General features: G+C 63.8%; 11 protein-coding genes. 7 read left to right on the top strand and 4 right to left on the bottom strand.

The window, feature by feature from the left end; genetic code table 11:
• Positions 1-145: 145 nt before the first annotated feature.
• Positions 146-1513 carry an MATE family efflux transporter gene (locus HS968_RS15535; RefSeq protein ID WP_182366982.1) on the bottom strand — a complete coding sequence of 456 codons (1368 nt, stop codon included), beginning with the start codon at positions 1511-1513 and terminating at the stop codon, positions 146-148.
• 129 nt (positions 1514-1642) lie between these two features.
• Between HS968_RS15535 and pdxB the strand changes: the two genes are divergently transcribed.
• The 3 genes from pdxB (at position 1643) to HS968_RS15520 (ending at position 3878) form a co-directional block, all read left to right on the top strand.
• Entirely contained in the window at positions 1643-2773 is a 1131-nt protein-coding gene (gene pdxB, locus HS968_RS15530; protein ID WP_182366979.1) for a 4-phosphoerythronate dehydrogenase PdxB, read from the top strand.
• Between the two features lie 164 nt (positions 2774-2937).
• A complete protein-coding gene (locus tag HS968_RS15525) occupies positions 2938-3423 on the top strand; it encodes a glutathione peroxidase (RefSeq protein ID WP_182366977.1) in 486 nt (161 codons plus the stop codon).
• The gene (locus HS968_RS15520; protein WP_182366975.1) at positions 3420-3878 is read left to right on the top strand and encodes a MarR family winged helix-turn-helix transcriptional regulator; all 459 of its coding nucleotides are present in this window, start codon (positions 3420-3422) and stop codon (positions 3876-3878) included. Before HS968_RS15525 ends, HS968_RS15520 begins: the two co-directional genes overlap by 4 nt.
• Here the strand turns inward: HS968_RS15520 and HS968_RS15515 are convergent.
• A complete protein-coding gene (locus tag HS968_RS15515; RefSeq protein ID WP_182366973.1) occupies positions 3868-6189 on the bottom strand; it encodes a hybrid sensor histidine kinase/response regulator in 2322 nt (773 codons plus the stop codon). The two genes, HS968_RS15520 and HS968_RS15515, sit on opposite strands and share 11 nt — an antisense overlap.
• Positions 6190-6299: 110 nt before the next feature.
• Between HS968_RS15515 and HS968_RS15510 the strand changes: the two genes are divergently transcribed.
• On the top strand, positions 6300-7190 hold the full coding sequence (locus tag HS968_RS15510) for an ATP-binding protein (protein WP_119691687.1): 891 nt from the start codon (positions 6300-6302) through the stop codon (positions 7188-7190).
• A complete protein-coding gene (locus HS968_RS15505; RefSeq protein ID WP_119691686.1) occupies positions 7187-7669 on the top strand; it encodes a GAF domain-containing protein in 483 nt (160 codons plus the stop codon). Before HS968_RS15510 ends, HS968_RS15505 begins: the two co-directional genes overlap by 4 nt.
• Positions 7670-7681: 12 nt before the next feature.
• Here the strand turns inward: HS968_RS15505 and HS968_RS15500 are convergent, their stop codons facing one another.
• Entirely contained in the window at positions 7682-8572 is an 891-nt protein-coding gene (locus tag HS968_RS15500; protein WP_119691685.1) for a DMT family transporter, read from the bottom strand.
• Between the two features lie 225 nt (positions 8573-8797).
• Here HS968_RS15500 and aceK point away from each other — a divergent pair, with 225 nt between their 5' ends.
• Positions 8798-10516 (top strand): bifunctional isocitrate dehydrogenase kinase/phosphatase, encoded by a 1719-nt coding sequence (gene aceK / locus HS968_RS15495; RefSeq protein WP_119691684.1) that lies wholly within the window; start codon positions 8798-8800, stop codon positions 10514-10516.
• A gap of 93 nt (positions 10517-10609) precedes the next feature.
• On the top strand, positions 10610-10741 hold the full coding sequence (locus HS968_RS26535; RefSeq protein ID WP_272970048.1) for a PA1414 family protein: 132 nt from the start codon (positions 10610-10612) through the stop codon (positions 10739-10741).
• A gap of 163 nt (positions 10742-10904) precedes the next feature.
• Here the strand turns inward: HS968_RS26535 and HS968_RS15490 are convergent, their stop codons facing one another.
• A complete protein-coding gene (locus tag HS968_RS15490) occupies positions 10905-12506 on the bottom strand; it encodes a 5-guanidino-2-oxopentanoate decarboxylase (protein WP_182366971.1) in 1602 nt (533 codons plus the stop codon).
• Between the last annotated feature and the right edge of the window lie 35 nt (positions 12507-12541).

Below are 12541 nucleotides of genomic sequence, written 5' to 3'. Positions count from 1 at the left end.
GGCGGACTGACCCTGCGGTGTTTGCTTCGGCAGCAAAAGTAGGGGCTATGTCTGCGTTAGCTGTTGCCAAGCGGTTCCGGGAAGGCTCGGAACCTTGTAGGGCGGGTGAAACCCGCCATTGGTGCCCTGGCGAGTTACACCCGCCCTACCTGCGAATGCGCTTGCGCGCGCTGCTGGTCAGCCTGATCGATAGCATGATCGCCGCGCAGGTCAGCCCCACCACCAACCCTTGCCACAGACCGCTGGGCCCGCTCGGTTCACCGAACCAGTCGGACAGCCCCAGCGCGTAACCCACAGGTAGGCCGATGCCCCAGTAGGCGAACAGCGTCAGCAGCATGGTCACGCGGGTGTCCTGATAACCCCGCAGGGCACCGGCTGCGGTGACTTGGATGGCGTCGGACAGCTGGAACAGCGCCGAGTAGACGATCAGCATGGCGGCAATCGCGATCACTTCCGCATCCGGCGTATAGATACGGGCGATGGGTTCGCGCAGCAGCAGGATCAGGCTGGCCGAGAGGAAGGCATAGGCCAGCGCGGTAGCCATGCCGACACCGGCAGCAAAGCGTGCCTGGCGTGGCTGCCCACGGCCCAGCGCCTGGCCGACGCGTACGGTCACGGCCATGCCCAGCGAATAGGGGATCATGAACACCAGCGAACTGAAGTTCAGGGCGATCTGATGGCCGGCGACCACGGTGGCACCTAGGCCGCCGATCAGCAGGGCGATCACCGCGAAGATGCTCGACTCGGCGAATACCGAGACGCCAATCGGTACGCCGATGCCCAGCAAGCGCTTGATGGTCGCCCACTCGGGCCAGTCGAAACGCTCGAACAGGCCGCTGGACTGGTAGTACGGCGCCTTGCGAATCCACGCCAGCATGCCCAGCAGGGTGCAGGTCATGACCAGTGCCGTGGCCCAGCCGCAGCCGACTGCGCCCAGTGGCGGTACGCCGAACTTGCCGTAGATCAGGATGTAGTTGGCCGGAATGTTCAGTAACAGGCCGAAGAGGCCCAGCACCATGCTCGGTCGGGTATGGCCCAGGCCATCGCTGAAACAGCGCAGCACGTGATACAGCGCCACGGCGGGGAAGCCACAGGCCACCGGGCGCAGGTAGCCCATGGCCGGAACGATCAGTTCCTCGTCCACCTTCATCAGGCGCAGGACGATCTCCGCATTCCACAACAAGGTCGCTGCGCACAGGCCGACGAACAGCGCCAGCCACAGGGCCTGGCGTACCAGTGGGCCGATCTCGCTCTCCTGGCCCGCGCCAAAGCGCTGCGCCACCTTGGGCGTAGTGGCCAGCAGCACGCCGGTCATCAGCAGGAACACCGGTACCCAGATCGAGTTGCCCAACGCCACGGCGGCCAGATCACGCGGGCTGACGCGGCCGGACATGACGGTATCGACGAAGCTGATCGAGGTGTAGGACAGCTGGGCGATGATGATCGGGGTGGCCAGGGCGAGCAGCTCGCGCAGTTCCTTGCGCACGCGCCCCAGGCGGGTTTCGGCGGACATGTCGACTCTTCGTAGAGGTGAGGGAAAACCGCCTAGTCTACGCGTTGACGCTTCGGTCAGAAAAGCCCGCGCGGGAGGACGCCAGCGCACTGCTGGCATAGAATGGCGCCCTGACCTGCGGAGCCTGCCATGCATATCGTTGCCGACGAAAACATTCCCCTGCTCGATGAGTTCTTCGCCGACTTCGGCACCATTCGCCGCCTGTCAGGGCGCGCCATCACCGCACAGGACGTGCGCGATGCCGATCTGCTGCTGGTGCGCTCGGTGACGCAGGTCGATCGCGCCTTGCTCGAAGGCAGCCGGGTGCGGTTCGTCGGTACCTGCACCATCGGCACCGATCACCTGGATCTCGATTATTTCGCCGAGGCCGGCATCGCCTGGAGCAGTGCGCCGGGTTGCAACGCCCGTGGCGTGGTGGATTACGTGCTGAGCAGCGTGCTGACCCTGGCCGAGCGCGAGGGCGTTGACCCGGCTGCGCGGATTTATGGCGTGGTCGGGGCAGGGCAGGTTGGTGCGCGTCTGGTCAATCTGCTGCGTGGTCTCGGTTGGCAGGTGCGAGTCTGTGACCCGCCGCGCCAGGCCGCCGAGGGCGGCGATTTCGTCAGCCTGGAGCGAATAATCGACGAATGCGATGTGATCAGCCTGCACACGCCGCTGGACGCATCGACGCGTCACCTGTTCGATGCTGCTCGCCTGGCTGCGCTCAAACCCGGCGCCTGGCTGATCAACGCCAGTCGTGGTGCGGTGGTCGACAACGCTGCGCTACGTGCATTGTTGCCTGGGCGAGGCGATCTGAAGGCCGTATTGGATGTCTGGGAAGGCGAGCCACAGGCCGATGCCGAGCTGGCCGCATTGTGTCAGTTGGCAACGCCGCATATCGCCGGCTACAGCCTGGATGGCAAGCTGCGCGGTACGGCGCAGATCTACCAGGCCTGTTGCCGTGTACTCGACGTGTCCGAGCGGGTGCGCCTGGATGATCTGCTGCCAGCGCCCTGGCTGAGCGAGGTGGCGTTAGACGCCAGCGCTGACCCGGTCTGGACGCTGACCACGCTGTGCCGTGCGGTGTACGACCCGCGCCGCGACGATGCCGATTTTCGCCGCAGCCTGGTAGGCGATGCCGACGCCCGCCGCGCCGCCTTCGACCGCCTGCGCAAGCACTACCCCATGCGTCGCGAGATCGACGGCCTGCGTGTGCGTATCCAGGGCGATGCGCCGCAGTTGGTAGCGCTGGTGCAAGCGTTGGGCTCCACTGCCCTGTAGGGTGCGCCGTGCGCACCGATTTTGGAGGTCGAGGCAATTGGTGCGCATGGCGCACCCTACGATAAGGCGTTATCCATGCGCCTTATTTTGTGCTTATTAAATTGCGCACAATTTAATTGCTCGCTATTTTGTTCGGCACTTCCAGCCTCTTCAGGACGATCTCCATGAGCAATGCACTTTTCGATATCCCGGTCACTACCATCAAGGGCGAGCAGAAAACCCTGGCCGACTTCGGCGGCAAGGCCGTACTGGTGGTCAACACCGCCAGCAAATGTGGTTTCACCCCGCAGTACAAAGGGCTGGAGAGCGTCTGGCAGCAGTACAAGGATCGCGGTCTGGTGGTGCTGGGCTTTCCCTGCAACCAGTTCGGCAAGCAGGAACCGGGTGACGAAGGGGCGATTTCCGAGTTCTGCGAGCTGAATTTCGGTGTCAGCTTCCCGCTGTTCAAGAAGGTCGACGTCAACGGCAGTGATGCTCACCCGCTGTTCGTGCAGTTGAAGAAGCGCGCCCCTGGCCTGCTCGGCAGCCAGGGCATCAAATGGAACTTCACCAAGTTCCTGATTGGCCAGGATGGCCAGGTGGTCAAGCGCTTCGCTCCGACCACCAAGCCGGAAGAGCTGAGCAACGAGATCGAAGCCCTGCTCAAATGACAGCCTTCGACAGTGTCCGGCTACAACTGGACGACCAGCTTTGCTTCAAGCTCTACGCTGCATCCCGTGCGGTGATTCGTGGCTACAAGCCGATGCTCGATGCGCTCGGCCTGACCTACCCGCAGTATCTGGCGATGCTGGTGCTGTGGGAGTGGCAGGAAATGGCTCCCGAGCAACCGACGCTGAAGGCGCTCGGCCAGCGCCTGCAGCTGGACTCCGGCACCCTCACGCCGTTGCTCAAGCGTCTGGAGCAGATGGGTCTGGTGCTGCGCCGTCGTGCGGCGCATGACGAGCGTGAGGTGCATCTTGCTCTGAGCGAAGAGGGCAAAGCGCTACGAGCGCAGGTAGTGCCGCTCAAGGCGCAGCTCCTGTGCCAGTTCGGTGACCAGGAGCTGCTGGAGATGGAAGGGCTGCGCCGCAGTCTGGATCGTCTGCTGGCCAGGCTCAGCGAGTGACTTCGCTGGGCAGCCAGGTGTCGAGCATGGCGGCCAGCTCCTCGCGGCGGAAGGGTTTGGCCAGATAGTCGTTCATACCGGCGGCGCGGCAACGCTCGCGCTCATCGGACAGTGCGTTGGCCGTCAGCGCGACAATGGGCAGATCGGGCCAGCGGCCGTTGTCACGGATGCGCCGGCTGGCTTCGTAGCCGTCCATCACCGGCATGTTGCAGTCCATCAACACCAGGTCGACCTCTTCCTGTTCCAGAACCTCCAGGGCTTCGCCGCCGTGCCCGGCGACCAGCACCTGGCAGCCGAGCTTGGCCAGCATGCCCTTGGCGACCATCTGGTTGACCGGATTGTCCTCTACCAGCAGAACGCGGCTGGAGCCCGTGCGAGGCGAATGCGCCTGGGCGCTGTCCTGCGTCTCGGTCGCGTCGCTGTGGAGGATATGCCGCAGCACCTGGAGCAGGCCATTGCGGGCCAGCGGTCGAGCGATCTGCAGCAGCGGCGAAAGACGCTGGGCCTGCTCCTGAGGCAGGAAATTGCCATAGGCGGTGACCAGCAACACGGGAGTGCTCAGCTTGGGGCGAATGCCTTGCAGGCACTCCGGGGCGTCACTGATCAGCAGGTCGGCGTCGATACCCTGCAGGCTGGCGTCGGTGTCCAGGCGCTGGTATTGCAGTCCCCAGACCGGCAGCCACTGGCCAAGCATCTGCTGTAGGCCACTGCTGGCTGGGGTCAGCGCTACGATGCGGCCTTGCAGATTGGGCCGCAAGGCTTGCTCGATATGTGCCGGCAGCGGCAGCTCCGCGCAGAATTCGCTGCCGAAGCCTTCTTTCGATTGCAGGCTGAGGGTGCCGTGCATCGCTTTGCACAGCCGACGGGTCAGTGCCAGGCCGAGGCCGGTGCCGCCATATTCGCGGGTGATGCCCACTTCTGCCTGGGCGAAGGGCTGGAAGATGCGGTTCTGTGCGTCTTCGGCGATGCCGATGCCGGTGTCGCGTACACGGATGCTGATGCCTTTCGCGGTACGCCCCACCAACAGATCGACACGGCCAAAACGGGTGAACTTGAGCGCGTTGGACAGCAGGTTGCTGACGATCTGGCGCACCCGGGTCGGGTCGCCCAATACCTGCGCTGGCAACGCCGGGTCGATCAGGCAGGTCAGTTCGACCGCACTGGCGGCGTTCTGCGACAACAGGCTGGCGGTTTCTTCGGCCAGCACGCCGAGGTCGAAGGGGATTTCTTCCAGTTCAAGCTGCCCGGCTTCGAATTTGGACAGGTCGAGGATGTCGTTGAGCAGTTCCACCAGCACCTTGCCGGAGTCGTGAGCGATGCCCAGCTGCTGGCGTTGTTCGGCGCTCAGCGGGCCATCCAGTGCCAGAGCGAGCATGCCCAGCAGGCCGTTGAGCGGGGTGCGAATCTCGTGGCTCATGTTGGCGAGAAAGGCCGAGCGTGCCTGGGCCATGTTCAGTGCGGTGGTACGTGCCGCTTCCAGCTCCCTGTTGGACTCGCTGAGACGGACGTTGGTGGCCTTGAGCTCAGCGGTGCGCGCTGAGACGATGTTTTCCAGTTCGCCCAGGTATTGGGTCAGACGATCTTCAGCGTTGCGCCGCTGCTCGATTTCCTGGGCGATGCTCGATAGCTGGCGGTTGGTAACTTCGACCAGGGTGCCGATTTCATCGCGTTCGTGCCCCTTCGGGCAGGGCACCGGCTGGTGCTGGGAATCTTGTGGATTGCGTTGGCTGAGCGCGCGGATCACCCCGGTCAGCGGCTTGGTCAGCATGAAGTAGAACAGCACCAGAAGAATCAGTGAGAGCAGCAGGCTGCGGGCGAAGCCGGTCAGCAGGGTGATCAGCGAGCGCTTGAGAAAGTGGCTGCCGAAGGCATAGGTGTCGACCTCCAGGCGCAGTGTGCCAAGGGCTTCGTCGGGGGCGTGGGAAACGTGGAGCGGATCCTGGAACTCGCGCTGAGCACCGAACAGGCTGTCGCTGAAGACGCGATAGCGACTCTCGCTGCGTGGGCGGCTGACGCTGGCCAGAACCAGGCCGCTGTTGTCGATCAGTTCGGCGCGGGTGACCGCCGGCGAGCGCAGCAGACCGAGCACCAGCTCCTGGGCGAGTTCGGCGTCGATGTTGTAGGCGATTCGGGCCGCAGGATTGTGGCTGATTTCCATCAGCGCCCGAATCTCGCGGTTGATGGAGGCCTCTTCGCTGGCATAATCGACCGCTACCTGGGTGACGCTGAGCAGCGTACCAAGGATAAACGCCACCAGGACGGTCAGGCCGGCCTGTTTGAATGACAGGCGATGGGTGAGCGATATATCCATAAAGGCGTGCGTAGTCTCTGATCCTTGGGCGCCTGCCAAGCATAGCTGATAGCGACCCTGTATCGGCAGAGCCTGCAACGTGCGGCTCTGCGCAAAAGGAGTAGTACATCGTGGATTCCCGTTTGCTGGATTTTCTTTCCCGTGCCGAGCAGGTGCTGGAGCGTCTCGAGCCTTTGCTGCCTGCGCTGCGTCCCGTGGTGGACTGGAACCGCAGCGTGGCCGCGCGCTGGGTACGTGATGGCCGTAGCGGCTTCCTGCAGCCGCTGGATGTCAGCCTGGATCTGTCGCTGAGTGACCTGCTCGGCGTCGATGCCCAGCGCGAACAATTGGCGCGCAATACCCGTCAGTTCGTCAGCGGTCTGCCGGCCAACCACGCGTTGCTCTGGGGGGCTCGCGGCACCGGTAAATCGTCGCTGGTGCGTGCCTTGCTCGCCGAGCATGCCAAGGCCGGCCTGCGCCTGATCGAGATCGAGCGCGATCACCTGGCCGACCTGCCGCGAGTGGTCGAGCTGTTGGCCGGCTTGCCGCAACGCTTCGTGCTGTTCTGCGACGACCTGTCGTTCGAGGCGGGCGAGGGCGACTACCGGGTGCTCAAGAGCGTGCTCGATGGCTCGCTGGAGCAGGCTCCGGACAACGTCCTGTTGTACGCCACGTCCAACCGTCGTCACCTGGTGCCCGAGCGTCAGAGCGATAACGAGAACTGGCAGATGGTCGACGGTGAGCTGCATCCCAACGAGGCGGTGGAGGACAAGATCGCGTTGTCCGACCGGTTTGGCCTCTGGTTGTCGTTCTATCCCTTCAGCCAGGAGCACTTCCTGATCGTCGTGCGTCACTGGGTGGACGTGCAGGCCCGCCAGGTCGGCCTGCAGTGGAGCTGGGACGAGGCGCTGGAAAAGGCCGCCATTCGCTGGGCGCTGGGGCGTGGCAACCGCAACGGCCGCTGCGCCTACCAGTTCGCCCGTCACTGGGTCGGGCTGCAACTGCTGGAGCAACAGGCATGATCGATCTTTCCCAGACAGGCTCAGGGCTCGATGGCTACTCGCTGTTGAGCGCGCAACTGCAGGCGCTGCTGTCCGGCGAGCGTGATTTCATCGCCAACGCCGCGCAGTTCTCGGCCTTCCTGTTTCACGAGCTGGCGGATCTGAACTGGGCAGGCTTCTACCTGGTCAAGGACGGCGAGCTGGTACTCGGCCCGTTCCAGGGCAAGGTGGCCTGCGTGCGTATTGCCTTCGGTCGAGGCGTCTGCGGCGCGGCGGCGGCCAGCCTGCAGACGCAGCGGGTCGAGGATGTGCATGCCTTCCCCGGGCACATTGCCTGTGACAGCGCGTCGAACAGCGAGCTGGTGGTGCCATTGGTCAAGGACGGGCGCCTGATCGGCGTGCTGGATCTGGACAGTCCGCTGCTTGGGCGTTTCACCGAAGTGGATCAGGCCGGGATCGAGGCGCTGGCCGCGATCTTCCTGGCGGCCAGCGACTGCTGAAGTGCCTGCTGATCAGCCTCTGACGGCGCTTGGCCGCACCACCAGCCAGAGCGCCAGGGCGATCAGCACGCTGCCCGGCAGGTAATCCCAGCTCAGGGGTTCGCCCAGCAGCAACGCGCCCCACAGGACGCCGAAAGGTGGGATCAGAAAAGTGGTGGTGCTCGCCTTGATCGGCCCGACATCGGCCAGCAACCGGAAGTAAAGAACGTAGGCAAAGGCGGTGCACACCAGACCGAGACCTGCCAGCGACAGCCATACCTCGATCCCACCCCAGCTGGCAGGTGGTTGCAATGCCAGGCTGCCAGCGAACAACGGCAACAGGAACAGGCTGGCGCCCACCAGGCTGGAGAAGGCGGTCAGACGATTGTCCAGGCCGCCCTGCTGGCCGATCCAGCGCCGCGTCAGGAAGCCCGCGAAGCCGTAGCAGGTGGTGGCCACCAGGCAGGCACCGGCGCCCAGTAACAATTGCATGTCGAAGGCTATCGGGCCGGTGCGGGTCAGCACGGCTACGCCAAACAGACCGAGTGCGACACCGACGGCCTTGCTCGCGGTGATGCCTTCCTGAAAGAACAGCGCACCGATCAGCACGCCCATCAATGGTGTGGTGGCATTGAAAATCGCCGAGTAACCGGCCGGCAGGATCAACGCCGCCAGGCAATACATCGCTGAGGGCAGGCCCGCGTTGATCACGCCAAGCAGCAGGCAGATGCGAAATTTGCCGCGAAAATCCCAGTCCGTGCGCAGCACCAGAAGCACTAACAGCAAGCCAAGGGCGCCGACGCTGGCGCGGAAGAAGGCGGTGGGCATGCTGCCTAGTTCCGGCGCCGCGACGCGCATGAACAGGAAGCTGGCGCCCCATATGGCGGCGAGCAGGAGCAGGCGAAGGAGGTCGGCGATACGCAAGGCGGGTATCCGGCAGGTCGGGAGCGAGAGTGTTGCCGTTGGCTGTGCTTCTGGCAATCCGCATCGTGCTTTCGAAGTCGTGCCTGGGGCGCATACAGCTTCGTAGCCCGGATGCAATCCGGGAGCGGTTTTACGGTGCGGAGCCTTCCCCGGATTACATTCGGGCTACGTTTTGTTGGCTTTGCGGCTAAGCTCGGTTCACTCATTGCACAGCAGGGCATTCATATGGGGCAACAATGGCCGGCTGGCGAAATCGCCCGCTTGATCCTCGATGGTTTCGACGATTATCGCGAACATTTTCGCCAGATCACCGACGGTGCGCGCGCCCGCTTCGAGCAGGCGCAGTGGCAGGAGGCGCAGCGCGCTTCGGCCGCGCGGATCAATCTGTACGAGGAAAAGGTCGCGCAAACCCGTGAGCGGCTGGGCCAGGGCTTCGATGCGGCGCTACTGGAGGTGGCGCAGTGGCCGCTGGTGAAGAGCGCCTATATCGCCCTGATCGACCTGCGTTTCGATGACGAACTGGCGGAAACCTGGTTCAACTCGATCTTCTGCAGCCTGTTCAGCCATGACCTGATCAGTGATGGCTGCATGTTCATCCATACCACCCGACCCTCGTTGCGCAGCCATCCATCAGCCGCGCAGACGCGCAGCTATCGACCCATGGGGGAATTGGGCCAGGCCTTGCAGGCGATCTTCGAAGATTACCGTTTCGACGTGCCTTACGAGGATCTGCCGCGTGACCTGCAGCGCCTGGAGACGCAATTGCGTGCCAGCCTGCCGGACTGGATCTGCAAGGATCCGGAACTGTGTATCGAGCTGTTCTCCTCGGTGCTCTATCGCAACAAGGGCGCCTACCTGGTAGGTCGTCTGTACACCCGTGACGAGCAATGGCCGCTGGCAATTCCGCTGCTGCACCAGGAGGGCCATGGCATCCAGGCCGATGCGGTGATCACCGACGAGGCCGAGGTGTCGATCATCTTCTCCTTCACTCGTAGCTACTTCATGGTGGACGTGGCCATCCCGGCGGAGTTCGTCGGCTTCCTCAAGCGCATTCTGCCGGGCAAGCACATCGCCGAGCTGTACACCTCGATCGGTTTCTACAAGCACGGCAAGTCGGAGTTCTACCGCGCCTTGATCGGCCATCTGGCGACCACCGACGATCGTTTCATCATGGCCCCCGGTGTGCGCGGCATGGTGATGAGCGTATTTACGCTGCCGGGCTTCAATACGGTGTTCAAGATCATCAAGGATCGGTTTGCCCACGCCAAGACGGTGGATCGCAACACGGTGATCGAGAAGTACCGCCTGGTGAAAAGTGTCGATCGCGTGGGGCGACTGGCGGACACCCAGGAATTCTCCGACTTCCGTTTCCCCAAGGCCAAGTTCGAGCCGGAGTGCCTGGCCGAATTGCTCGAGGTGGCACCCTCGACCGTGGTGGTGGAGGGCGATACCGTGCTGGTTCGCCATTGCTGGACCGAGCGGCGCATGACCCCACTCAACCTCTATCTGGACAGCGCCAACGACGCCCAGGTACGTGAGGCGCTGGAGGATTACGGCCTGGCCATCAAGCAACTGGCGGCGGCGAATATTTTCCCCGGCGACATGCTGCTGAAGAACTTCGGCGTTACCCGTCATGGTCGCGTGGTGTTCTACGATTACGACGAGATCTGTTTTCTCACCGAGGTGAATTTCCGCCACATTCCGCCGCCGCGTTTCCCCGAGGACGAAATGAGCTCCGAGCCCTGGTACTCGGTGGGGCCGATGGATGTGTTCCCGGAGGAGTTTCCGCCCTTTCTGTTCGCCGATATCAAGCAGCGTCGCCTGTTCAGCCAACTGCACGGCAATCTGTATGACGCCGACTACTGGAAGGGCTTGCAGGAGGCGATTCGGGCGGGCAAGGTGATCGACGTGTTCCCATACCGGCGCAAAAGTCCGGTCATTTGACGTGTACTGGTTGAAATCCGCTTTGGCAGGCCTAATCTCATAGGTGAGCCAGCAGCGCTGGTGATTCCACTCACTTGGCAGGAGGTCGTATCCATGCTCGCCAAGCTGCAAGAACAAGTGCAAAACCTGCTGCAGGCCCTTGGGCTCGCCCCGCAACCCCAACCGATCCGTATCAGTGAGGCCGAGCAGGAACGCCTGCGTCGTGAGGCGCGTCAGCGCCGCTGAGCATCTCTTCATCGACCGGATCGCGTAGGGCGGGTGAAACCCGCCGGCCTGAGAACGGCGGGTTGCACCCGCCCTACGAGTTCGGCAACGCCTTTTATGATCGCGGCCAAAGCCTTGCCCACATCCTTGGTGGGCCGGGCTTTGGCCGCGACTGCGTTTCACCTCAGGGGTGAAACGGTGCTTCTTCCATTATTTCGATCAGCAGCGGTCTATCCGTAGGCGCCTGGCGCAGCAACTCGGCCAGGTGCGCGTGATCCCGTGCGCGCTCGGCGGCGCAGCCGAAGCCGCGGGCGATGGCCAGTAGATCCGGGGTGTAGATGTCGACGGCAATCGGAGTGATGTCACGGCGCTGCATGTAGCGCTTGATCTCGCCGTAACCGCTGTTGTTCCACAGCAAGACGATGATGCCGACCCTGGCTTCGACTGCGCTGGCCAGCTCGGCAATGGTGAATTGCACGCCGCCGTCGCCCATCAGGCTGATCACCGGGCGTTGCGGTTCGGCCAGCTTGGCGCCGATGGCGGCCGGCAGGCCGTAACCGAGAGTGCCGTAGCCGGTAGAGGCGTTGAACCAGCGTCGCGCACCGTCCAGCTCCACCAGGTGATTGCCGCTGTACACGGTTTGCGTCGAATCACCGACGAAGCGCGCATCGGGCAGGGTATCGAGGATGCAGTCGAACAACTGGCGGTAGTGCGCCCAGCCGCTGAAATCCTCGCCCAGACGTTTCTGCACGGCCGCGGTGCGCTGGGCGCCTGGGCTGTTGGCGCTGGCCTGGCGTGGGTCGAACTCGGCCAGCAGCATGCGCATGGCCAGGCGTGCATCGCCCTGGATCGCCAGGTGTGGAGTGAAGTTACGCTGCAGTTGCTGGCCGTCGATGTCGATGCGAATCAGGCGGCCGGGCAGACGAAAGTCGCCGTCGAACACCACGTCGTAATCGGTCTCGCCCAGTTCGGTGCCAATGGCCAGCACCACATCGGCCTCCAGCGCCAGATCCCGTACGGGCCGCAGCGACTGGTTGCTGCCGAGCAACAGCGGATGGGCGGGTGGCAGTAGGCCCTTGGCGTTGATGGTCAGCGCCGTCGGTGCATCCAGCACGGCGGCCAGGGCGCGTGCCTCGGCTTCGGCTGCGACGCAACCACCACCGAGCAGCAGCAACGGGCGTTCGGCCTGTTTGAGCAGCCCGGCCGCCTCACGGATCAGCGTGCGGTTGGGGGCGGGGCGACGCACGGTCGGGCGCGGCGCCAGGGCCATGTGCGAGGCGTCGGCAGTGATGATGTCCAGCGGCAGCTCGATGTGCACCGGGCGCGGCCGCTCACCTTCGAATACGGTAAAGGCGCGAGACAACACTGCAGGCAGCTCCTCGACGCTCATCAGGGTATGGCTGAAGGCGGTGACGCCGGCGGTCATGGCGCGCTGGTTGGGCAGCTCATGCAGGTAACCCTTGCCGAGCCCGAGGCGTTCGCGTTCGTTGACGCTGGAGATCACCAGCATCGGGATCGAGTCGGCGTAGGCCTGGCCCATGGCAGTGAGGATATTGGTCATCCCCGGCCCGGTGATGATGAAACATACGCCTGGCTTGCCGCTGACCCGTGCATAGCCATCGGCCATGAAGCCCGCGCCTTGCTCGTGACGTGGGGTGACATGGCGGATGCCGCTGGCCGGCAGGCCGCGATAGAGCTCGACGGTATGCACGCCGGGAATGCCGAAGACGGTGTCGACGCCCCAGGCTTCGAGTTGCTTGACGAGGAATTCTCCACAGGTGGTCATCGCGGGTTCCTTGTGATGAGGAGTCGAGGTGCCGG

The organism is Pseudomonas berkeleyensis (assembly GCF_014109765.1).
Lineage (GTDB): Bacteria > Pseudomonadota > Gammaproteobacteria > Pseudomonadales > Pseudomonadaceae > Aquipseudomonas > Aquipseudomonas berkeleyensis.
This window is presented reverse-complemented; position numbering and strand designations above follow the sequence as displayed.